This window comes from Pseudomonas sp. NPDC087029, from assembly GCF_044745345.1.
Lineage (GTDB): Bacteria > Pseudomonadota > Gammaproteobacteria > Pseudomonadales > Pseudomonadaceae > Aquipseudomonas > Aquipseudomonas faucium.
The window spans coordinates 42,164-65,126 of the sequence record NZ_JBIVAB010000019.1; the positions used below are offsets into that span (position 1 = coordinate 42,164).

Here is a 22,963-nt window from a genome sequence, read left to right on the forward strand (position 1 = left end):
GATGGTGGATGTCGGTGCTTGCCCGCCTCGATACTTTGGTCGGTGGAGGGGCGGTCAATCACATGACACAAATTATCCTATATGACACAAAGTGTCATGAGCAAGTGCGTTCGTTTGGGAAAACCGCTGCACATGTCTATCCGATTGAAATTGCTGAGAAAAAAACTAGGGATCACGCTTGAGGTGCTGGCCGACAAGGCAGGCATGACCAAGAGCTACCTGTCCAAGGTCGAACGGGGTTTGAACACGCCGTCGATTGCCGCTGCGCTGAAGCTGGCGCGGGCACTGAACATCAATGTCGAGGAGCTGTTCGCCGAAGAGCAAGCCGGGCAGGGCCGCTATAGCCTGGTGCGCCAGGGCGAGCGCCAGGCGCTGGTGGGTGACGGCCAGGGGCCGGGGTATGCGGCGCTGACCAGCCAGGTCGGCCAGCGCAGCCTGTTGCCGTTTCTGATCCAGCCGCCAACCGAGTTCAGCGACCCGACCTTCAAGGAGCACCAGGGCGAAGAGTTTCTGTTCGTGCACGAGGGGCAGGTGGAGGTGGACTTCATGAACGAGCGGGTGTTGCTGGCGCAAGGCGATGCGCTGCATTTCAATGCCCAGACCCCGCACCGCCTGCGTTCGGTCGGCCCGCGCCCGGCGCAGTTGCTGGTGGTGGTGCACGACAGCGGCGAGTGAGGGCTGTGCGATGATCGAGGTGTCGCGGTTCTGGCGCGATCCGGCGTTGCCCTTTGTCGAGGCCCGGCGCGTGGGGGATGGGCGCAAGGTGTGCTATGCGGCCCATTCCCATGAGAGCTTTTCCATCGGCGTGATCACCGGCGGGCGTAGCACCTACCTGAGTGCCGGCAGCCAGCGCGAGGTGAGCGCCGGCGCCACGGTATTGATGAACCCGGGCGTGGTGCACACCTGCAACCCGATTGCCGGGCAGGGCTGGTCGTACCTGATGCTGTTCGTCGATATGCCGTGGTTGCGGGCGCAGGGCTTCGCGCTGCCGGCCCAGGCCTGTAGCACCTCGCCCGGGTTGTACCAGCGGCTGCTGCAGCTGTTTGCCGATTTGTTCGATGGCGAGAACGACGACCGGGAGGCGCGGTTGGCGTGTTTTTTCGATGACCTGCCCGGTTATCTGCAGGCCGTGGCGCAAGAGCAGCGCGATGCGCACCCGCGCCTGGACACTGCGGCAGCGTTCATTCGGGCACACCGCCTCGACCCGTTGAGCCTGGCGGATATCTGTGCGGCCAGCGGGCTGTCCCGGTCCTATCTGATTCGCGCCTTTGCCCAGCGCTTTGGCCTGACGCCCCATGGTTACCTGCTGGACCAGCGGGTGCAGCATGCACGGGCGCAATTGCGCAGGGGCAGGGCGATTGCCGAGGTGGCGCTGGAGGCGGGGTTTGCCGACCAGGCGCACCTGCAGCGGGCGTTCAAGCAGCATCTGGCGGCGACGCCTGGGCATTATCGCGATGCCGAGCATTGAGGTTTGTCTGTCATGGCCCTTTCGCGGGGCAAGCCCGCTCTTACAGTGTGGACTGCACCACCAATCCAACCCTTGGGGCAGTCCAGTGTGCCTGTGGGAGCGGGCTTGCCCCGCGAAAGGGCCGGCAAAGCCAGCATCAAAAGACCAGATACCCCGCACTGCCCACGAGCAACACTGCCAATCCGCGGTTGAGCAGCCGCAAGTAGCGCGCCTCGTTCAAGTAGTGGCGAATCACACTCCCGGCCCACGCCCAGCAGGCCACCGAGACGAAACAGATCGGCCCGTAGATCCAGCTGAACAACCACAGCAATTGTTGCTCCCCCCCGGTATAGGCCCCAACACCCGCCACCGCCGCTAGCCAGGCCTTGGGGTTCAGCCACTGCATCGCCGCGCCTTGCCAGGCCGTAGGTGGATGCTGGCGCTGCTCGCCCGTCAACTGGCCGCTATCGCAAGCCAGCCTCCAGGCCATGTACAACAAGAACGCCACGCCGCCCCAGCGCAGCACCTCGCCCAGCAACGGCCAGCGCAGCAGCAGCTCGTGCAGCCCCAGCCCCACCAGCACCAGCAGCAGGCAGAACCCCAGCGTGGCACCGGCCACATGCCCCAGGCTGGCGCGCAGCCCGTGGCGTGCACCGCTGCCCAGGGCAACGATATTGACCGGGCCGGGCGATATGGACGCGGCCAAGGCGAAGGCGGCCATGGAAAGGGACAGGCTCATCGGTTGACTCCGTGCAGGGGATGGATGGCCGTCATCCTGCCGCGCGGGCTGCCAGGGGTATTGAAGAAAAGTCCCCCAATGACCTGTTACAGGTTTTGTAATAGTTTTGCGCTGTCAGAAAAACCTGCTGTGCTTGTAGCATCGACGTCCCTAATTGCTATCAAGGTCCCCATGAGCACCTTCGCGGAGCCCCCCAGTTCCTGGCCGTCCCGGCCATCCTTCCTTCGTCCCCGTGACGCTTCCTTCGTGAGTACCCGCTAATGGAATGGCTAGCCGACCCCACGGCCTGGCTAGGCCTGTTGACGCTTATCGTCCTCGAGCTGGTGCTGGGTATCGACAACCTGGTGTTCATCGCCATCCTGGCCGACAAGCTGCCGCCGCATCAGCGCGACCGCGCGCGGGTGATCGGCCTGAGCCTGGCATTGATCATGCGCCTGGGCCTGCTGGCGAGCATCTCGTGGATGGTCACCCTGACCGCGCCGCTGTTCGAGGTGTTCGGCAAGAGTTTCTCTGGCCGCGACCTGATCATGCTGTTCGGTGGTGTGTTCCTGCTGTTCAAGGCCACCATGGAGCTGCACGAACGCCTCGAAGGCCACGTCACGCAGAACAGCGGCGGTTTGCGCCATGCCGCGTTCTGGCCGATCGTCGCGCAGATCGTGGTGCTGGACGCGGTGTTCTCGCTCGATGCGGTGATTACCGCGGTGGGCATGGTCGAGCACCTGTCGGTGATGATGATCGCGGTGATCTTCTCGATCGGCATCATGATCGTCGCCAGCAAGCCGCTGACCCGCTTCGTCAACGCCCACCCGACGGTGATCATGCTGTGCCTGGGCTTCTTGATGATGATCGGTTTCAGCCTGACCGCCGAAGGCCTGGGCTTCCACATCCCGAAAGGCTACCTGTACGCGGCGATCGGCTTCTCGATCCTCATCGAGCTGTTCAACCAACTGGCCCGTGCCCGCCGCAAGCGCAGCCTGCAGCAGCACCGGCCGCTGCGTGAGCGCACCGCCCATGCCGTGCTGCGCCTGCTGGGCGGGCGGCGGGTGGAAGCCGACGAGGTGGGTGAGGAAATTGCCGACCTGGTCGAGGGTGGCGAAGAGCAGGTGCTGTTCGACCGCCGCGAGCGGGTGATGATCAGCGGCGTGCTGAACCTGGCCGAGCGGCCGATCCGTACCGTCATGACTGCCCGTGCCGAGGTCGATGTGCTCGACCTGGCGCAGCCGGCGGCGGCGATCACCGAGGCGCTGGCCCATTCGCCTTACTCGCGCCTGCCGCTGATTCGCGAGGGCCGCATCGACGAGCCGCTGGGCTTCGTGCACAAGAAGGAGTTGCTCAAGGAGTACCTGTCGGGCAATGCCCCTGACCTTGAACGCATGGCCCGCGCGCCGTTGAACCTGCTGGAGAGCTTCAGCATCCTCAATGCCCTGGAGCAGATGCGCAGCCAGTCGACGCACATTGCCTTCGTGGTCAACGAGTTCGGTGACTTCACCGGCCTGCTGACCATGACCGACATCCTCGAGTCGATCGCCGGTGAGCTGCCCGACGCCAGTGAAGTGGAAGGCCCGGAGATTGTCGAGGAGGGCGGCAGCTTTGTCGTCAGCGGTGCCCTGAACCTCAGCCAGGTCCAGGCCCGTACCGGTTTCGTCGCCCGCGCCACCGAGGACTACCAGACCCTCGCGGGCCTGGTGATGAGCCTGCTCGACCGGCTGCCGGTGGTCGGCGACCACCTGGCCTGGAACGGCTGGAGCATGACCGTGGTGGCGGTGGAGGAGCGCCGGGTGCGCCAGGTGCGCCTTACACCGAACGCCGGCGCTGACGCATCAGGTGCTTGAAGCCTTCGGCCACCAGCACCAGCACCGCGGCCCAGATCGGCAGGTAGGTCAGCCATTGATCCGGGCCGATGGTTTCGCCCAGCAGCAGCGCCACGCCGACCAGCAGCACCGGTTCGACGTAGCTGAGCAGGCCGAACAGGCTGAACGGCAGCATGCGGCTGGCCAGCACGTAGGCGATCAGGGCCGACGCACTGATCGCCCCAAGCAGCGGGATCAGGCCGTACAGGCCGGGGTGCGCCAGCAGGTCGGCGCTGCTCAGCGGGCCCTGGCTGACGAAGTACAGGGCCCAAGGCAGTAGCAGGCACATGTCGCACCACAGCCCGCCCAGGTGGTCGGTGCGGCAACGCCGCCGCAGCACGAAGTAGATCGGGTAGCCGATCGTCACCAACAGGGTTTCCCAGGCGAAGCTGCCGTTCTGGTACAGCTCGTGCCCCACACCCAGCGCAGCGCAGCTCACCGCCACTTTCTGCAGGCGCGACAGGCGCTCGCCGTACACCAGCCGGCCGGTGAGCACCATCGCCAGCGGCAGCAGGAAGTAACCCATCGACACTTCCAGGCTGCGCCCGTGCAGCGGCGCCCAGAGAAACAGCCACAGCTGCACACCCATCAACCACGAGGTGCCGACCATGCCCAGCAGCAGGACGGGCGTGCGGCGCACGCGGGCGAGCAGCTCGCCGACGCGTTTGAAGTCCTTGCTCACCAGCATGAACAGGGTCAGGCAAGGCAGGGTCAGCAGGGTGCGCCAGCCGAAGATTTCTTCGCCATCGAGCGGTGACAGCAGGGAGGTATAGAAGTACATCACGGCGAACAGGCAGGACGCCGTGACCGAACAGAAAATGCCTTTTGACACGAATGCCTCGGATAGGGGGGAGTGAGCGGGTGAATCAGCCGCGCATGATCTCAGGGGGCGCGCCCTGCGGCAACCGCGCGGCACCCGGCTGGCTGGCCAGCGCCTGGAGAAACTCGGCCGCCGGCATGGGCCGGCCGAACAGGTAGCCTTGCTGGAAGTCGACGCCATGGCGGGCCAGGTAGTCACGCTGGACTTCGCTTTCCACGCCTTCTGCCACCAGGCCCAGGTGCAGCTTGCCCGACAGCTCGATGATGCTGTCCAGAATGTGCTGCGACAGCGCATCGCCCCCGATCATGGCCACGAAGCTCTGGTCGATCTTCAGGTAGTCGACCTGGAACTGGCGCAGGTAGTTGAGGCTCGACTGGCCGGTGCCGAAGTCGTCCAGGGCGATCATCACGCCCATTTCATGCAGTTTCTCGAACAACTCCAGGGTGATCGGCGTGGCCTCGATCAGCTTGCGTTCGGTCAGCTCCAGGGTCAGCACCACCCGCCCCGGCGGGAAGTGCTGCAGGAAGGTGCGGCAATCGTCGAGCAGGTTCAGGTCGCGGCAATGGTCGGCGGTGATGTTGATCGCGATGTGAAAGCCATCCTCCATCAGCGCGGCGTAAGGGGCGAGGCTGTGCGCGGTGTGCAGCATCAGCGCCCGGGTCATCTCGACGATCTGGCCGCTGTGCTCGGCATAGGGAATGAACAGATCCGGGCGCACCAGGCCTTCGTGGGGGTGGTTCCAGCGCATCAATACCTCGGCGCCGGCCCAGCGGTAGTCGTCCTTGCGCACCACGGGCTGGAAGTAAGGCAGAAACTCGTCGGCTTCAAGGGCCCGGCGCAGTTCGGCGCGCGGCGAGTTGGCGCGGCGGATCTGCCAGCGGCAGGCGGTGCCGGCCACCGCACCCAGAAGCAGCAGCAGGCTCAGCAGCGCCGGGTAGTGGCTGCGCAGCAGCTCGCCCGGGGTTGCCGCGCTGTAGCCGCCGTGAACGCTGAACGGGTAGCGGGTGGAGCTTTGCGTCACCTCGGCGACCGGCGCGCTGGGCAACGGGCCCTGGTGCACCACGCCGTCCTGGCCCATCCAGTCGTCGCCCACCCGCAGCTGCAACTGCTGGTCGGGGCCGATCAGGCGCAGTGCGGTCACCAGGTGCTCGCCATCGACGGTCGCGATGGCGCCACGTTCGCCTTCACTGGCGCGATACACCAGCAGGGCGTGGCCTGGGGTGACCGAATTGCCGTCCATCAGCCACAACCTGCCGTCGGTGTAGTCGCGGGGGTCGACCGGCTCGTCGAACTCGCCGAACAACGATGTGCAATAGAGGTTGTTGTGCTGGAACAGGTTGGTCGAGCGCACGTAGGCGTTGCGGGTGACTTGGCCACGCAGCGACAGCTGGGTCTGCTCGCAGGGGCTGCCGGCCAGTGGCAGCAGGGCCTGGGCGGTGCTGGAGAGGGTATCGAGGATGTGCTCGACCTGTTCCACCACCTGGCGCGTGGTGGCCTGGCTGTTGGCCTCGAGCTCGCGCTCCACCTGCCAGTGCATCACGATCAGGCCGAACGCCAGCGGCAATGCGCCGACCACCCAGGGGAGGAGGGTGCGCCAACTCCACCGGGCAGGGCGTTTTACGGTAAGGGGCATGCTGGCCTAATCTTCATGGAAGGTAACGTGCTGAGGATAGCCGTTTGTCGGTGAAGGTGGCGAACAAATGCGCGACAAAGGAATTTACGCACTGTAGAATCGATTTACGAATACAACAATAAGGTCCTTCCCTGTTGAAGGATCGATCCCGCCGAGAATGGGTCCCTATGACGAATCCTGGGTTCAAGCTGACCATTGGTGACTTCCTCGCCCGCAGCGTGCGCGGTATCCCGTGCTCACCGCCATCGCCGTTCCACATCCCACGCAATCAATAATCTTTAGCTGCAGATGAGGACACGAACATGGCTGATATCTTTGAAAATCCAATGGGCCTGATGGGCTTCGAATTCATCGAACTGGCGTCGCCTGCGCCGGGCGTTCTGGAGCCAGTGTTCCAGATACTCGGTTTCACCAAGGTGGCCACCCACCGCTCCAAGGATGTGCACCTGTACCGTCAGGGCGGCATCAACCTGATCCTCAACAACGAACCCAAGAGCATCGCTTCGTACTTTGCCGCCGAGCACGGTCCGTCGGTGTGTGGCATGGCGTTCCGTGTGCGCAACGCCCATGAAGCCTATGCCCGTGCCCTGGAGCTCGGTGCCCAGCCGGTGGAAATCGAAACCGGCCCGATGGAGTTGCGCCTGCCGGCCATCAAAGGCATCGGTGGTGCCCCTCTGTACTTGATCGACCGCTTCGAAGAGGGCAGCTCGATCTACGACATCGATTTCAATTTCATCGAAGGTGTCGACCGCAACCCGGTGGGTGCTGGGCTGAAAATCATCGACCACCTGACCCACAACGTGTACCGCGGACGCATGGCGTACTGGGCCGGGTTCTACGAGAAACTGTTCAACTTCCGCGAAATCCGCTACTTCGACATCAAGGGCGAATACACCGGCCTGACCTCCAAGGCCATGACCGCGCCGGACGGGATGATCCGCATTCCGCTGAACGAAGAGTCGTCCAAGGGCGCCGGGCAGATCGAAGAGTTCCTCATGCAGTTCAACGGCGAAGGCATCCAGCACGTGGCCTTCCTTACCGACGACCTGCTCAAGACCTGGGATGCGCTCAAAGGCTTCGGCATGCGCTTCATGACTGCGCCGCCGCAGACTTACTACGAGATGCTCGAAGAGCGCCTGCCAGGGCACGGTGAGCCGGTCGACCAACTGCAGGCCCGTGGCATTCTGCTGGATGGGGCTTCCGAGGCCGGCGACAAGCGCCTGCTGCTGCAGATCTTCTCCGAAACCCTGCTGGGGCCGGTGTTCTTCGAGTTCATCCAGCGCAAGGGTGACGATGGCTTTGGTGAGGGCAACTTCAAGGCCCTGTTCGAGTCCATCGAGCGCGACCAGGTTCGCCGTGGCGTGCTGAACGCCGAGTAAGGTTAGAACAAGGTTGGAGCAACGCCGTCAACGCGAGTTGGCGGCGTTTTCATTGCGCGGGCCGCGCCTGAACAAGGCCCAATAGATCACTGAGCCGGTGACCACGCCGATCAACACCAGAGAAGGCAGCACCAGGATCATCGACTGGCGAGCTTCGTTGGCGGAAAAGCCCTCTGCATAGCCAGCCTCGACCGTGTAGCCATACTTTTCCGATACCCCCCTATGAAAGTATTCGGCTTGCGAAGGCCGTGACAGGCCGCGTGAGTCCCCGTCAGCCCAGATATAGCCATCACCAAACTGCAGCAGCAAGGTCAGCCCATCCTGGAAGGCACGAAGTTCATTGCGCAGCTGATCGGCATAGGCGGTTGCGATGGCGCTGAATGCCTCGTGCTCGACTTGGTGCAACAACAAGGCGCCTTCTGGCGCCAAGGTGGAGATGAACGCCAGTTGCACCGGCATCGACAGGTCGGCCTGGCTCATTTGCGCGTCGGCAAAACCTGCCATCGAGCTGCAGTAGGCTTCGCCGCCCTCGGCCAGCGTGAGCGAACGCAAGTACTGGGTTTCGGTGACCTGCTTGATCAGGCTGCCTTTGGCTTGTGCACAGGGCTTGCCTGCCAGAGCCAGGGCGTTGTTGGCAATGGCATGCAACCTGTCCAGCGACATGTCGACGGAAAAGATCGCTTCCTGCACGGAGACGCGGGCGTTCTCCTCGAGTTTGCGGTCCTGCTGGTAGACCATCACCGCCAGCCCCGAGGCGACAGGTATCAAGCTGATAGACAAGATCAACAGCAGCTCCAGCATGGAGCGGCCGATCGTGGTGGTTCTCGACATAGGCCGGCGGCCCTCCGCTTCGACGCCGCCCGTGGTGGGCAGTTGAGGAAGAAGAGCCTAGGAAAACCGCAGTAGGCCTACTGTAAGTTGCGGCTGTATCTGGCAGCGGAAGCGCGGCATCGTCGTGTAAGACGCATCATCGCTTGAGCTGCTCCAGCACCTTTTCTGCCAGCAATGCCGTGGACTTTGGATTTTGCCCCGTGATCAAACGCCCGTCGGCGACCACGAAAGGCGCCCAGGGGTCATCATGCTTGCTGTAGGCACCGCCGCGGGCACCCAGCTCGTTTTCGGTCAGAAACGGCACCACCTTGTCCAGTTCGGCGAGTTTCTCCTCGGTGTTGGAAAACCCAGTGACTTGCCGGTCCTTGAGCAACAGCGTGTTGTCGCTGAGCTTGATGTTCAGAAGCCCGACCACGCCGTGGCACACCGCCGCGACGATGCCGTTCTTTTCGTAGACCTTGCGCGCCAGCTCCTGCAGCGCCTGGTTGTCCGGGAAGTCGTACATCACCCCGTGCCCGCCGGTGTAATAGATGACCTCGTAGTCCTCGGCCTTGACCTTGCCCGGCGACAGCGAAGCGCCCAGGCGGTTCATGAAGTGCTTGTCGTCGTACCACTGCCAATCCAGTTCCGGCGCCATCTGCAGGCTGTGCGGGTCAACGGGTACATAGCCGCCTTCAGGGCTCACATAATCAACGCTGTAGCCGGCCTTCTGCACCACATCGACGAAGTGCACGGCCTCACCGAGCCACAGGCCGGTGGCCCGGTTCAGGCCTGGGTACTTGGCGGTGTTGGTCAGCACCACGAGAATTTTCTTGCTCATCACCACCCTCCGGTCTGTAGTCATAGGGGAAGACGCGCCATGACGCGGGAAAACCTAATGAGCATAGCTTGCGGTTTCAACCCCGCACGCCGGCAATGGCGCTGTGCTACCTTTGCTCAGGACCGATTTGCATCCCGGGCATTGCAGCCCTGAAATGGGCAAGCCGCAGATCGCTTGTTAATCCTCAGCCACGGTGGAATCACGACATTGGTCGCTAAAGGCATTGAGCGCAAAGGTTCGGCGTCAGGCATTCAATTACCTCCGGTGGCGACCTCGGCCCTCGGCATGGACGAGCTGATCGCCGCGCATGACTGGGGGCAAACCGCCCTGGGGCCTTTGCCGCGCTGGCAGGCGCCGCTGCGCCTGGCGGTCGATGCGATGCTCTTGTCGCCGTTTCCCAGTGCGGTGGTCTGGGGCCCCGACCTCACGGTGATCCACAACACGGCCTACCTGAGGTTGCTGCATGGCCCGGGCCATGCGTTGGGCAAGGGCTTCGACGCGTTGTGGAGCAGCCACTGGAATGACGTCGGGCCCTGGGTGTTCAAGGCGCTGCAAGGCCAGGGCAGCTTCGTCGAGGACCAGCCGCTGTGGGTCACCTGCGCCAACACCGGCGCCCAGGCGCTGTACGCCTTCAGTTACACGCCCATCTGCGACGAACACCGAGAAGTGGCGGGGTTCCTGCACACCGTCATCGAGACCACCGCCAGCGTCGAGGCGTTGGGCAAGTGGCGCGAGCAGGCGCAGGCCTTCGAAGAGCAGATCCAGCGCTACCTGGTGGACCGCGAGTCCATGTGGCAGCTGTCGCGCGATGCCATGATCAGCGTCACCCGCGACCTGCGCCTGCAGGCGGCCAACCCCGCGTGGCTGCGCATACTTGGCTGGACCCAGGCCGAGGTGCACGACATCCCGATCCTGCAGCTCGTGCACCCGGCGGATCGCGCCGAAGTGGAAGTGGCGGTGATCGACTTCGTGCGCGACCAGGGCGCCGAGCAGCTGGAAACCCGCCTACGCCATCGGGATGGGCATTACCGCTCGTTCCGCTGGACGGCCAAATTCGATGGCACGATGCTCACCGCCGTGGGGCGCGACATCACCGATGACCGCGAGGAGGCGATGCGCCAGTCCCAGGCGCTGCTGCGCGGCAACCAGCAACTGGAGGTGGTGAGCCACATGGCCGGCGGCATGGCCCACGAGATGAACAACCTGTTGTCGGGGATCGGCGGCAGCCTTGAAATGCTGCAGCGGCGCTTGAGCCAGGGGCGCCTGGAGCGGATCGACACCTACGTGGAGCTGGCGCGCGATTCGGTCCAGCGCGCCATGACCCTCACCCACCGCCTGCTGGCGTTTTCCCGCCACCAGCCGCTTTCGCCGAAACCGCTGGATATCAACCGCCAGCTATCCGCCATGGAGCCTTTGCTGCACCAGGTGCTGGGTGCGGAAATGCACTTGCAGTGGCAACTGGAAGTCGAGCCCTGGCCGGTGTGCCTGGACATCACGCAACTGGAAAGCACCCTGGTCAACCTGTGTGCCAACGCCCGCGAAGCCTGCCTGCAGCGCGGCAATGTGACGGTGCGTACCACCAACATGCGCCTGGCCACCGCCTTCCCGGACCCGGCCGGCCTGGCGCCGGGCGACTATGTCGCCGTGCATGTCTGCGACGACGGGCATGGCATGAGCGCCCAGGATGTGGCCAGGGCGTTCGAGCCGTTTTTCACCAGCAAGCCGGTGGGGCGTGGGGCAGGGCTGGGGTTGCCGATGGTGCATGGCTTCGTTGGCCAGTCCGGGGGCTACATCTGGATCGAATCCGCGCTGGATGCCGGCACCACCGTTTCCATGCTGTTTCCGCGCTGCAGCCAGAGCATTCCCCAAGAGCCTCCCCAGCGCGTGCCTTCGGCGCGGCTGGCCGAGGGGCAGCGCCTGCTGCTGGTGGACGATGAGAACAACCTGCGCATGCTGATGCGCGAATACCTGCGTGAACGCGGGTTCGAGGTCTGTGATGTGACCGATGCCAATTCGGCACTGGAGCGGTTCCGCCACGCGGGGCCTTTCGACCTGGTCATCACCGATATTGGCCTGCCCGGTGGCTTCAGCGGCCGCCAGGTGGCCCGGGCGATGCGCATGATCAATCCGGAGCAGAAGATCCTGTTCATCACCGGCTACACCCAGACCACGCTGGAGCCCCAGCTGCTCGATGCGCCCGGTACGGCGTTGTTGCTCAAGCCTTTCCCGCTTGAGGAGCTGGCTGATCAGGCGCTGCTCATGCTCACCGCATGACGCGGCTCAACGGCGGCCAAGCATTTGCGCCACCTGCAGCTGCAACTGCCTGAGTTCGAACGGTTTGCAGATCAGTTGCATGCCAGGGGCGAGAAACCCTTCACGGGCCGTGGCCGTTTCGGCGTAGCCGGTGATGAACAGCACCGGCAAGCGTGGCCGCAAGGTGCGGGCGATTTCAGCCAGCTGCCGGCCGTTCATGCCCGGCAAGCCCACGTCGCTGACCAGCAGGTCGATCGTTTCGCTGGAGCGCAGTACCTGCAGCGCTTCGCTGGCATTGCTGGCGCTGTGGCAAGGGAAACCGTCCTCCTGCAGGGTCTGGCAGAGCAATTGGCGCACGTGGGGGTCGTCTTCGACCAACAGCACGTTGCGCCCCTTGGTCTGCATTGCCGGAGCAGGCGGGGCTTTTTCGACCGGCGCCTGGCCATGATGGCGCGGCATGAACAGATCGACCCGGGTCCCTTGGCCGATCTGGCTGTGCAGCATCACATGGCCATGGGACTGCTTGCTGAAGCCATACACCATCGACAGGCCCAGGCCAATGCCCTGGCCAACCGGCTTGGTGCTGAAAAACGGCTCGAAGGCCCGCTCCAGGGTGCTTTGCGACATGCCCTGGCCTTCGTCGATGATGCTCAGGCAAGCGTAATCGCCGCTGGCTAGGGCGCTGCCGGGCAACTGCTGCGCGGTGATGTGGCGGTTGCGCGCCTCGATACGCAGCACGCCACCACTGGGCATGGCTTCACAGGCGTTCTGCAGCAAGTTGTCGATGGCCTCCTGCAATTGCACCTGGTCGGCCTGCACCGGCCAGAGATCGCGTGCCAGCTTCAATTGCAGGGTCGCCTTGCCCGCCAGCACTGCCTCCAGGTGCGGCGTCTGCAGCAGTTCAGGCAGATCGATGCATTGGCTGTTCAACGACTGGCGGGCAGAAAACGCCAGCAGCCGGTGGGTGAGCCGGGCGGCGCGTGACACCGCCTGCTGGCCCATGCCCAGCACGCCTTCCAGGCCCTCGCTGCGCCCCTGTTTCAAGCGCCGGTCGATCAGCTCGAAACTGCCGCCAATACTGGTGAGCAGGTTGTTGAAATCGTGCGCCACGCCGCCTGCCAACTGGCCGATTGCATCCATCTTGCGTGCCTGATGCCGTGCCTGGGTTTCGCGTTGCTCGGCATCGTCGTGCTGGTCCAGGCGCTGCTGCAGGTCAGCCAGCTGGTCGCGTGCCAGGTACTGGCGCCGGCGCATGCGCAGGGCGGTCTGGGCCAGTTGCAGCAGTTGCGCTTCGGCGAACGGCATGACCAGCAAGGTGAGGTTGCCCAGCGGGTGGTTGGCGGGCGTGGTAGCAGTGGTGGCGGTGGCGGTGAGCATCACGATCGGCAGGTCCGACCATTTGGGCTGCTGCTCGATGAACCGCTGCAGCAGCGCGCCGGGGCCGTCGCCCAGCGTGTTTTCCGCGATGATTGCCAGCCCCGCACCTTCAGCCAGGCAGCTCTGCAGGTTGGCCATGTCCTGTGCGCACTGGCTCTGCACGCCGGCGGCCGCCAGCAGCCGCGAGGTATCCGTGGCGAGCTGCGTGGGCGCCAGGATCACGGCACGTTCGTCCAGTGACACAGAACTGGCCAATGCATATCTCCTTTGACTAATGGGCAGGGCCGATCCAGGTCATGCCACCAGGTGTCCCATACCCACTGGACCACAGCCCCTTGCCAAGGGTTCAACGCAAACTACAGGCCTTGTTGCAGGAACGGATCATCCGGGTTCAAACGCTCCAGTTCCGCCAGCAGCACCTGCACGTTCTGCAACTGCCCGGTCTCCTTCCAGTACTGGATCAGCAGCACCCGCGCCGCGCGGTTGGCCGGTTGCCGGTTGAGCAGGGTTTCCAGCTGCTTTTGCGCCGCATCGGTCTGCTCCAGGTCGTGCAGGGTCACCGCCAGGGTGTAGCGGTAATCGGCGTTGTCCGGCTCCAGCTCGACCGCCCGCGACAGCGCCAGCAGGGCGTACTCGCGCTGGTCGTGGCGGATCAGCCAGAGGCCCAGCTGGTTTTGCAGAAACGCCGAATCGGGGCGCAAGGCCAGGGCTTTGGCGAGGACCTGCCGGGATGGGTCGTGCTGGCCCTGGCGCTCGAGCAGGCGCACCTGGGTCGCCAGCGCGTCGGGGCTGTCCGGTGCCAGCGCCAGGGCACGCTGCAGGGCGGTGGCGGCTTGGGTGTAGTCGTTCTCGTGCAGGTACAGGCGCGCCAGGTGCACCTGCGCCTCGGCATCGTCGGGCTGCTGCTCGAGCGCCTGCTGATATTGCTCGAGCGCGGCCTGCAGCGGGCCGAAGTACAGGCCGATGGCGTCGGGGTCCAGGCCCAGCAGGGCATCGACCGCAGCGAAGCGCACGCTTTGTTCGTCATCGTCCAGCAGCGGCCCCAGCACCAGGCTGCGCTGCGGCGCCGGGACCAGGCGCTGGATGCTGGCGATGGCCGCGCGGCGCACCAGCGGCTCGTCGTCTTCCAGCCCGGCACGGGCCAGCTTCAGCGCTTGCGGGGAAGGGTAGTCGGGAAGTTCGGCGAACAGTGCGGCGCGGCGGATCGGCGCCAGGTCGTCGCGTTGCAATTGCTGGTACAGCACCCGCGCAGCGCCCGGCTGGCCTTCGTGGGCCATGCGCAGGGCCTTGCCATAACTGTGCGGCGGCAGCGCCTGGGGGGCCGGTGGCGTGTCCCGGCGCAGGTAGCCGATGGTGCCCGATACCAGGATCAGCAGCAGCAAGGCGATCAGGTAGCGGTGGCGTCTGGGCATCGTGCGGTCCATGGCGGTGGGAAGGGAGAGCTTGGGGCAGAATGCCGTGGGCTGCAAGCGACGGTTGCCGTCGCCCGGCCATAAAAAAGCTGCTTCACCGATTGCCGGGAAATCATTGTTGAGCTGCATGGAACCTGAATGAAAGGCCTCCAGGGGGCTGAATCTTCCACCATTCAAGCTTGCCTGCAACTGTCATTTTTGACAGTTGCAGGCAAAGGGGGTGCGCTAGCAAGCTCGCCGATAAAAGCAGGGGCAGTGCTCCGATGGCGTTGCCCTTATCCCGGCGCAAGGCGAATGGTGACAGACATGGGTTCTACCTTTATCCCCACCCCTTTGGCAGACGCGTTACCCAGCATGATCGGCTTCGTATCCGAGCGAATTGGTATTCCCGCATGTGAATGGACGTCGCCATGTTATTTGCTTGCCGACAGGGACCTTGAGGAGGGCGAGACCGTGCGCGTGTGGGCGGTCGATCGGCTCGATGGGCGGGTATTGAAAACCGTTGCGCTAAAGGCAAGCGGGGATACTTGCAAGAAAGAGCTGTGGCCGGCGGCCCTAGTCAAGGCAATCCGTGATGACAACAGCCTGGTTCGCGGCTCCAAAGTGCTTCATGCCGGCGTCATCAAAGGCACGTCATTCGATGTCGGCAACGCCAGCCACTGCAGCGCAGAGTTCACTTCGGTTCATGCAGATTGCAATCGCCTGTGGGTGTTCTCTACCTTTGCGCGCCTGTATACCAATGCCCCCTTCGTTGCCAACCAAGTGATTGCCAACAACTTGGCAGGCGTGGATTTTACGTCTGCGCAGCGCTTGTGCGTGCAGGTACGTGACAGCGTCAGCCAGGGGCTGCTCGAGTCGATCATGGTCTCCTCTGCGGCGGACAGCGATGCGCCAGCCAGAGCCAAGGCACTGTGTGAAACGGTCGGGAAGAGTAGCCAAGTGCTACGCGCGGGTGTGCTGGCGAGTGACGGTATCAGTATCGCCCCAGGCAGCCAGGGCAATGCCTTGTGGATGCCGCAGCTTTCTGATTTGTCGGTCACCGTGGAGCCCGCGCCGTGGGTGACCCATGGCCCCTTCAAAGCATCGCGGGCATTAACGGCCGAAGATGAACTTCGGGTCTACGTGCACGACGACGTTACCGGGGCACCACTGCCCGGCTCGCCTTTGATTTTCAAGCCCAAAGCAGAAGAACTTGCGCTTGGCACATGGCCTGCAGCCTTGCATGCAAAGCTGAAAGTGTCTGTGCTTGCCGATTACTTGAGTCTTGAACTAGACGCTGGTGAGGGGGCTACCCAAGGCATTTGGAAACGTGCGGGGGTTGCCTTGCGACTCCTGATGAGCGAACCGCTGGAGGACAATGCCGAATGGGTACCGATGATGCCGAAAGCTGGTATGCCAGATCAAAGCATCTCCGTAAAAGAACAGCTGTCAATGTTTGAGGCCATAAAGGCAAAGAATCCTCCCGCGATATCTCCATATGGTAAGTCGATAGAGGAGGCTAATGCAGCCGAACAATACAAGCACTTTGAGGTGGAGTTGCGAGATCAGCGTACGGGGTTTGCGTGTTATCGTTGGAGTTTTGAATTTGATGGAGGTGGCGATGCGGCTGTCTCGGGATTCATAAGTGAGCTCAAATCCCGTATGAAGATGAGTGGATCATTCGAACCTATAACTGGCACTATACAGTCATTTCGTACAGAGGGAAAAAGTAATGAGGCAACGGCTGCCTTATGGTTGCCAGCGAAGCTCGGTCTCGTTGCGTGTATGCATTGGCGGCCATTAAATACTTATTATACCCTGCTGACCAAGGTGTACAACGAACCGGTTAAGCTAACATTGAAGCACGCACAATATGGTGCTATCAATATCTTTGAATCAATCGAAAACTTGGAGAGTTTGGATTGTGTGGATGAGATTTTGGAGATCGCAAAGCTTGCTAGAATGAGACGGTATTATGATATTCCACAATTTGAGCATTTCAAGGGCATAGACTTTAGTGGGTTCAAAGCGAGCAAATTGAGTTCGGATGAAGTTCGCGTGCCAGATCATCAGGTTGAGCAACTTCGGAAGTTTATTCGAATGCAAGGCTGGGCGAGTGGAGTCCGCCAGAGTCTAAGTCGTGATCAAGACGTGGCGGATATTATGAGAAATGAAGAGGTATGGGCGGAAAGTGACAGTCTTTGGCGTTTAGCAGAGATAATAGGGTTTGATCAACCTAATGTACTCGAAAGGCACGATCAAGATGAGCCGGATTTGCCAAGCCTAGTCAACGGTGACAGCGTGACTTTCCTAGGCGGGTCGTTGCAATTGCGACTTGAGTCGGAAATGGCTGGTGCCGGAATACGATTTGTATCTCGTGGATTCACTGACGGATTAATTGACCTTTACTTCCCTGTTTCAAATGAAGTGGTTGAACCGAGCGTGGTAGCGGCCCACTTCACAGCGCTGGGGCCTTGGTGTAGGCCTTACCGCGTCGAATTGAACAAGCCCGTTGACACCGTTGCCACATTCAAACCCGATGACACTCTTTGCGCCGACCGTTGCATGACCCTCGGCGCACATGTCTACGACACCGGCGGTGCCCGAGAGAATGGCGTGGACGAAAATACCGGCTTGTTCCATGCCCACTATCCCGTGGCCACACTTCGAGGCTTGGGCGGCAAAGGCCCCGAGCTGGACCTCACCTTGCATTACTCGGCAGTGCGGGCCAACGAAGGCGCCTTGGGCGATGGCTGGGCCTTGCGCTTCTCCTACTTCGATAACCGACGGCGGATATTGACGCTGAGCTCTGGCCAGACGCTGACCCTCACCAAAGCGCAAATGAAAACCCTGAGCGCGGACAAGGCCCACTTCCTCGACCAGGACGGCTACCGCATCACGGGTGTCGAAGGGGATGAAAACGCGCTGACCGCTTTGACCGTGCAGATGCCTGCCGGGGGCGGGGGGCGTGAGGAGGTGATCAAGCTCCCGGCGACCCATGACAAACAGGAAGCGGGGGATGCCTTCAAGAAAAGTTACAAGGCCAAGCTGGAGTCCATCATCGGCGACCTCACCAGATGGATCGATAAAGAAAAGATCAGCACAGAGCAGATTGCAACTCTGAAAAAGCAGCGCGATGTGTGGAAAGCGGAATTGGCTGATATCGAGCGTAATGGGCTGGTGCTGGTGACTTCCAGCATCCGTTCGCCGCAGGGCGCAGAGTTGTCGCTGGCATGGGAAGGTACCAACGGGCACATACGGCTGCTCGATGTCACCGATGTCACCACTAAAACTAAGCTGCTCACGGCAACCCATGGCACACCTGTCACGCAGGGTTCGTGGCAGAGCACATTCACCGTCTGGCCCGGGACGAGCGAGAGCTACCAGGTTGTGCTTGATATCCAGAACTGCCTGCTCAAATCACTCAAGCGTCATCGGCTTGATGCTGTCGATACGCCTGAGCGCTGCGTGCGTTTCGGCTACGATCCGGATGACGCTCTGGACCGGGTGCTGACGAGCATTGCGGAGGAAGATGGTTCGGTAGAAGTGGTGAAGTACAGCAGCGTCGATTCCAACGCTGCCCCCCGTGTTCAGATGCATACCTTGATTCCAGGTGCAGGCCAGCGCTGCATCTCCCATTCCTACGAGTGGGAAGGTGCCTACATGGTCACGCAAGTACGCAAGCGGCACCACGATACCGCAGTGCCCAGCGCCGAGCCCTTCGTGCAAACCAGTTGGACCTTCCAGAACGGCATGCGTCTGGTCGATGCAGTCGTCGAAGAGCAGCCAGGCGTGTCTCGCCGTACTACACGTTTCACCTATCCCGCCACAGCCCCGAAAGGCGACTTCAAGCAGCTGCTTTTGTCCCGTCCCACCAAGACCGAAGTGACCACCGAGGCCCTGGATCGGGCTCGCGCCGAGGAGAAGCAATCATGAGCGATAAAACCGAGCAGAAGGTAACCGCTGCATCTTCGGTCGAAAGTACCTCGGTGTCCTATGACGAGCATGCCTTGCCAACTTTGATCACCACCAGTGATGGGCAGGCAAGCTGCATGCGTTTTTATACCGGGGCTGATGCTGACGGTGCCGATCGTGGCGATCAGTTGCCCGACATCAGTACCTTGATCAAAGGGCTGGAACTGGCCGACGGAACAGCATTGACCACTGCTGCGGCCTTGCAATGCCCGAAGATCATCGATACTCGGCACCCTGCGCTGATGGCCCGGTTGGAATACCTGGAGTTCGAGGGTGAGGCGACTTCGTCGGCGACACTCACTCTGTGTGGTTATGCCCACTCTACACGGGATGGGCAGGGGCGCTTGATGGCCGACACGGTGCTGATACTCGAAGGTGTCACGGTCAAGTCGACAGCGGGCGAGGCGAAGGGTTGGGCGGTCTCGTTAGCCGAATCCTGGAGCGCCATCAAGGTCACGCTGATCCAGAGTGTGCTTGATGATACTGACAAGGATGCCCTGCAAAGCACCCGTCGTACTGCGACGACTTGGTACAAGGACAACGCTGCCCGTACTACCCGTAAATTGACTGAAACCACCGTGAAAGGCGAAGAGCCTGGAACCTGGAAGGTGGTGAGCAAAGCCCCGCTGATTACAGGTGACGAGGCGATTCTCAGCCAGCAGATTGTGTCGGCCTTCAGTGGCCGCTTGCTGCGCGAATCGCGTCAGGACGGCGATGGCAAGCCTGAGCGCTTCATCTGCCATGAGTACGACACCCGTGGCCGGGGAACGCGCAGTGTTACGTATCCCTATGACCAGGCGGCATTCGACAAGGGTGATGTGAGCAAGCTCAAGGCCCTGGAAGAACATCGCAACACCTGGTCCGATTCAGGTTTCGGTACCTGGGTGACCACCAGTCGCGCCGACGGACGCCTGCAGCGCACGCTCTACGATGGCATGCAGCGCGCGGTCAGGCGAGAGTTGCAGCGTCAACCAGGCGAGGCTGGCGAGTTCATCGTACTGGAAGCGTCAACGTGGGGGCGGGGCGAGGCCCCAGAGCAAGTGAAATGCTTTGACTACCTGCCTGGTGGGCTGTGCATGCCTGATGATCGAGAGGCGCAAGAGCCGTCGCAGCTGCGGCATCATTTCTGGCAGGCTCATGCCGAACCCGTCGCCTCCAAGACGAAGGACAAGGAGCCCACGCTCACCTGTGACTCTGTACTTGGGTTGATGGGAGGTGACATCCAGTTCACCCAGCGACATCGGCAGGTCAATCATGCCAAAGGGGCTGTGACACAGACGTTCGCGCAATGGGGTGGCCACGACAGCAGCAAGGAAAGCACCGCGCTCAGAACAGAGGAAAAAACCGATGCACGCGGGCGCAAGGTTCAATACAAGCAACATGTGCCATTGACCGGCAGCGCAGTCAAATCGCGGGAGTGGCAAACCACTTGGGACGACCTGGATCGTCCACTGACGGTCACGCAGCCTGACGAGAGTGTGGTGTCCTGGGCCTACAAGGGGCTGAGCACGGTGCCGGTAAAAGTCAGCATCAGTGCCAAGGGTGGCACCGAACAGGTGCTTGGCACTCAAACCCTCAAAGGCGATGGAAACCAAGGGGATACAGTGACAGCCTCGGTTGTGGGTGGCGCCAATGGGCTTGCTTACAGCAAGCATGCCCGCAGCCGCACGGGGCCCGATGGCAAGAGCCTCTTCAGCAGCGAAACCGACAACGGTCTCTCGTGGTACACCAAGGGCAAGGACGACAAGAGCGGCACGTTGTTGGCCTCGTTCGAATACACCCCGCTCACCCGTTTGCTCAAGGGCGAACGCATGGCCCTGGGTAACCAGCAAAGCAAGGTCACCAGCGAAGCGTTGACGCCGCTGCTGCTCGGTGGTTGGCGCTTCGATCTCACGGTGCATGCGCAAAAGCAAAGGCAAGAAGCCTTGGTTTCCTTGCGCGGTCAGTTGCAGCAGGTACGGCACGCCAACGGCGTTTCCAGCCGCGCCTGGAACGGCCCGCAGGGCCAGTGCAATCGGGTTCGGCGGGGGGCGCTGGAATACTGGAATGAATACACCGCACTAGGCGAGTGCGAACGCACGACCGTGCGTGACTTGCACAGTGGCCGGAGCATGGCAGTGTCGTACAAGTATGATCAATGGGGTAATGAGATCGAGCGGCTGTACCGAATCGACGATCAGACCAAGGTGCGTTATGTGCAGACCTGGTCCGTGATTGGCCAGTTGCTGAGCAAGACCCTCTACCGGGATGGCAGTACTACGGCGGCCCGCACTGAAACATTCGTCTACTACACCAGCGTTGATGGCAAGCGCGATGAACTTCAGAAATGGACCGTCGTGGCCACCGCTGGTAACCAAATCAAGGATGCCGCCGGAAATGTCCTCAAGGAGCAGAGCTATAAGTACGACGTGCTGGGGAACCTTATCGAGTGCCGTACCACCCGCGAAAACGACGACGTCGAGTTGGTGAGTTATGCCTATGCAGATAATGATCATCCAACCCGTCGCACCACACAAACTACGCAGCTGACACCGGAAGGAAAGCAGGCTGGCACAGCGCGGACGCAAACCTTCACTTACGACAGTAACGGTCAACTGACGTGCAATGAACAGGCGCAGACGCTTGCCTATTCAGAGACCGGCAGGCTGCGCTCGGTGACAGAGAAAGATCAGACCACACCGGTTACCTATTACGAATACGACGAACATGATCGGCTGATCAGTCAGTGGCAGGCAACGGACGAACAGCGCCGTGTCCTCGCCTACAGCGGCCCGGTACTTTGTGGCGAAACCTGGCTGGACAAGAGTGGCAAGGTCAGCCGTACCCTTACCCTGGACGAGCACGCGGGGATGGTGGTCAAGGAGTGCCAGGATGCGGTCGAAACTCAACTGTTCGTATTGGGGGACCCGCAGCAGTCAGGCGGTGATGAGTTCTGGCTAGATGCTGACGGGGCCTGGCAGTACCGATCATTGGCGTTCACGCCTTGGGGGGAGGCCCCTTTGGCTTCACTTGGGCAGATGCGCAGTGGCTTGGGCCATAACGGCCAACGGGTCGACCCGGTAACTGGCTGCTCCCACCTGGGCAATGGCTACCGTGTCTACGATCCGCGGCACCGGGCGTTCTACCAGCGCGACAGTTGGAGCCCGTTCGGCGAAGGCGGGCTTAATGATCGTGCCTATTGTGCCGGCGGCGACCCGGTGAACTGGCACGACCCCAGTGGGCATATAATGCTCAGCCGACGCGATCAGTCCGAAAGCCTCGCACGGCTCGACAGCGCGATTACTGCGACCAAACCTCCGGTCCACGAGGCAGCGCCTTGGTGGCAGTGGCTGCTCTTGGGCCTATACGCGATCACGGCCATCGTGGTGACCATCCTCACGTTCGGGGCTGCCGGGCCGATCATGGCCGGCGTCGGCATGGCGCTCTGCACGGGGATCATGATTGGTGCTTCCTTGACTGCCGCTGGCATGGCGCAGCGCCAGAGTAATCCACGGTTATCGTCACGTTTGGAAGGGGCAGGGCATATCGTGATGGCGGTAACGAGCTTGCCGGGAATGGCTGCGGGCCTGCCGGCAGTGCTGGGAGGGGCGGTGGTGGCATACACGCTGGCATCGGTGGCGTTTGACGCGGCGAGGCTGGCAGTGGAGCAAGATAACCCGGCACTGGCGGAAAAGCTTGGGTGGGGATCGACGCTAACGGGTGCGGCGGCGGCGGCAGCGGCGCTGCCCTCCATAGTGCGGGGCGCCGGCAGGTTGCTGCAAAAGTTGCGCGGGCTTCGTAGTTTGCTGCGCAGACGCGTTTCAGCAATCGCTGGGGAATATGCGTTGAATGGAGGTTCTGCAGCCTCAGGTGCAGCACAGGGAGAGGCATATACCTTGTACTCCGGCGGCACCAACAGCGGGAAGCTTCGGATAATCTCCCATGGCAAGCGCGTGGCGGGCCCCATGGCATCAGGTTTTGATGCACCGGCGAATTTCGTTTCACCTTGGGAGGCAGAAACCAATTTCTTCACTCAAAACGGATTCAGGGCTGTGGTGAGGAATGATCCCGCTGATCCTAAGTCACTTGCATCCTTCATTGCCGGAAGGCGTCCTGTAGTTCAGACGTATCGGGCAGGAAGCAAGGTCTCCAATTACGAGTTGCGGGAATTGGTACCGAACAAAGCCTCTACCGAAGTCATTCACGAGTACGAGCGAGCGCCTTTCAGAATGATGGTAGAGACATTGGCGAAAAAGAATGGTGTCGACGTGGTTCTCGTCAATCGGCCGGTAGGTTTGAACGAGGTATTGGAATCGCTCGCGACCAAAGGATATACCTATACGTCAATCGATGCTCTGCACTGTCGCGGTAGCAAGTTATATAGCAACCCCCTGGTTTACAGACGCTTGTATGGGGCCTATCTGACGAGTCTTGATGGCCATCTGTAAGGGAAAGCGTTACGCGATGCA

General features: G+C 61.9%; 14 protein-coding genes. 7 read left to right on the forward strand and 7 right to left on the reverse strand.

Features of this window, described 5'->3' with window-relative positions; genetic code table 11:
* Positions 1–132 precede the first annotated feature (132 nt).
* Positions 133–675, forward strand: a complete 543-nt coding sequence (locus ACIPG5_RS22835; protein ID WP_401378352.1) for a helix-turn-helix domain-containing protein — start codon at positions 133–135, stop codon at positions 673–675.
* 10 nt (positions 676–685) lie between these two features.
* Positions 686–1,468, forward strand: a complete 783-nt coding sequence (locus ACIPG5_RS22840; protein WP_401378354.1) for an AraC family transcriptional regulator — start codon at positions 686–688, stop codon at positions 1,466–1,468.
* A gap of 136 nt (positions 1,469–1,604) precedes the next feature.
* Here the strand turns inward: ACIPG5_RS22840 and ACIPG5_RS22845 are convergent, their stop codons facing one another.
* Positions 1,605–2,186 carry a LysE family translocator gene (locus ACIPG5_RS22845; protein ID WP_401378356.1) on the reverse strand — a complete coding sequence of 194 codons (582 nt, stop codon included), beginning with the start codon at positions 2,184–2,186 and terminating at the stop codon, positions 1,605–1,607.
* Positions 2,187–2,446: 260 nt separating this feature from the next.
* On the opposite strand from ACIPG5_RS22845, the gene ACIPG5_RS22850 reads away from it, so the two are divergent.
* The gene (locus ACIPG5_RS22850; RefSeq protein ID WP_236235780.1) at positions 2,447–4,018 is read left to right on the forward strand and encodes a TerC family protein; all 1,572 of its coding nucleotides are present in this window, start codon (positions 2,447–2,449) and stop codon (positions 4,016–4,018) included.
* On the opposite strand, the gene rarD is transcribed toward ACIPG5_RS22850, so the two are convergent.
* Positions 3,981–4,868: an EamA family transporter RarD gene (gene rarD / locus ACIPG5_RS22855; protein WP_176517859.1), complete on the reverse strand. Its 888-nt coding sequence runs from the start codon at positions 4,866–4,868 to the stop codon at positions 3,981–3,983. The two genes, ACIPG5_RS22850 and rarD, sit on opposite strands and share 38 nt — an antisense overlap.
* Positions 4,869–4,902: 34 nt before the next feature.
* Positions 4,903–6,489 carry an EAL domain-containing protein gene (locus ACIPG5_RS22860; protein WP_236193315.1) on the reverse strand — a complete coding sequence of 529 codons (1,587 nt, stop codon included), beginning with the start codon at positions 6,487–6,489 and terminating at the stop codon, positions 4,903–4,905.
* A gap of 302 nt (positions 6,490–6,791) precedes the next feature.
* Between ACIPG5_RS22860 and hppD the strand changes: the two genes are divergently transcribed.
* A complete protein-coding gene (hppD, locus tag ACIPG5_RS22865; RefSeq protein WP_401378359.1) occupies positions 6,792–7,868 on the forward strand; it encodes a 4-hydroxyphenylpyruvate dioxygenase in 1,077 nt (358 codons plus the stop codon).
* 27 nt (positions 7,869–7,895) lie between these two features.
* Here the strand turns inward: hppD and ACIPG5_RS22870 are convergent, their stop codons facing one another.
* Entirely contained in the window at positions 7,896–8,699 is an 804-nt protein-coding gene (locus ACIPG5_RS22870) for a CSS-motif domain-containing protein (RefSeq protein WP_176518237.1), read from the reverse strand.
* Positions 8,700–8,835: 136 nt separating this feature from the next.
* Positions 8,836–9,519, reverse strand: a complete 684-nt coding sequence (locus ACIPG5_RS22875) for a type 1 glutamine amidotransferase domain-containing protein (RefSeq protein WP_401378360.1) — start codon at positions 9,517–9,519, stop codon at positions 8,836–8,838.
* A 285-nt stretch (positions 9,520–9,804) separates the two neighbouring features.
* On the opposite strand from ACIPG5_RS22875, the gene ACIPG5_RS22880 reads away from it, so the two are divergent.
* A complete protein-coding gene (locus ACIPG5_RS22880) occupies positions 9,805–11,793 on the forward strand; it encodes a response regulator (protein WP_401378362.1) in 1,989 nt (662 codons plus the stop codon).
* Between the two features lie 6 nt (positions 11,794–11,799).
* On the opposite strand, the gene ACIPG5_RS22885 is transcribed toward ACIPG5_RS22880, so the two are convergent.
* Together ACIPG5_RS22885 and ACIPG5_RS22890 are read right to left on the reverse strand one after the other, a co-directional pair.
* Entirely contained in the window at positions 11,800–13,404 is a 1,605-nt protein-coding gene (locus ACIPG5_RS22885; protein WP_401378364.1) for a response regulator, read from the reverse strand.
* Positions 13,405–13,505: 101 nt separating this feature from the next.
* Complete coding sequence (locus ACIPG5_RS22890; RefSeq protein WP_401378366.1) at positions 13,506–14,561, reverse strand: tetratricopeptide repeat protein; 1,056 nt, start codon at positions 14,559–14,561, stop codon at positions 13,506–13,508.
* A 138-nt stretch (positions 14,562–14,699) separates the two neighbouring features.
* On the opposite strand from ACIPG5_RS22890, the gene ACIPG5_RS22895 reads away from it, so the two are divergent.
* The gene (locus ACIPG5_RS22895; RefSeq protein WP_401378368.1) at positions 14,700–18,476 is read left to right on the forward strand and encodes a hypothetical protein; all 3,777 of its coding nucleotides are present in this window, start codon (positions 14,700–14,702) and stop codon (positions 18,474–18,476) included.
* Positions 18,473–22,942, forward strand: coding sequence for an RHS repeat-associated core domain-containing protein (locus ACIPG5_RS22900; protein ID WP_401378369.1), 4,470 nt, complete (start codon positions 18,473–18,475; stop codon positions 22,940–22,942). Before ACIPG5_RS22895 ends, ACIPG5_RS22900 begins: the two co-directional genes overlap by 4 nt.
* The last annotated feature ends 21 nt before the right edge of the window (positions 22,943–22,963 follow it).

Coding starts and splice junctions, on each gene's coding strand:
- ACIPG5_RS22895 (WP_401378368.1), top strand. CDS start 14,700: ATGAAAGGCCTCCAGGGGGCTGAATCTTCCACCATTCAAGCTTGCCTG.
- ACIPG5_RS22835 (WP_401378352.1), top strand. CDS start 133: ATGTCTATCCGATTGAAATTGCTGAGAAAAAAACTAGGGATCACGCTT.
- ACIPG5_RS22875 (WP_401378360.1), bottom strand. CDS start 9,519: ATGAGCAAGAAAATTCTCGTGGTGCTGACCAACACCGCCAAGTACCCA.
- ACIPG5_RS22845 (WP_401378356.1), bottom strand. CDS start 2,186: ATGAGCCTGTCCCTTTCCATGGCCGCCTTCGCCTTGGCCGCGTCCATA.
- ACIPG5_RS22850 (WP_236235780.1), top strand. CDS start 2,447: ATGGAATGGCTAGCCGACCCCACGGCCTGGCTAGGCCTGTTGACGCTT.
- ACIPG5_RS22860 (WP_236193315.1), bottom strand. CDS start 6,489: ATGCCCCTTACCGTAAAACGCCCTGCCCGGTGGAGTTGGCGCACCCTC.
- ACIPG5_RS22880 (WP_401378362.1), top strand. CDS start 9,805: ATGGACGAGCTGATCGCCGCGCATGACTGGGGGCAAACCGCCCTGGGG.
- ACIPG5_RS22890 (WP_401378366.1), bottom strand. CDS start 14,561: ATGCCCAGACGCCACCGCTACCTGATCGCCTTGCTGCTGCTGATCCTG.
- ACIPG5_RS22900 (WP_401378369.1), top strand. CDS start 18,473: ATGAGCGATAAAACCGAGCAGAAGGTAACCGCTGCATCTTCGGTCGAA.
- hppD (WP_401378359.1), top strand. CDS start 6,792: ATGGCTGATATCTTTGAAAATCCAATGGGCCTGATGGGCTTCGAATTC.
- ACIPG5_RS22840 (WP_401378354.1), top strand. CDS start 686: ATGATCGAGGTGTCGCGGTTCTGGCGCGATCCGGCGTTGCCCTTTGTC.
- ACIPG5_RS22870 (WP_176518237.1), bottom strand. CDS start 8,699: ATGTCGAGAACCACCACGATCGGCCGCTCCATGCTGGAGCTGCTGTTG.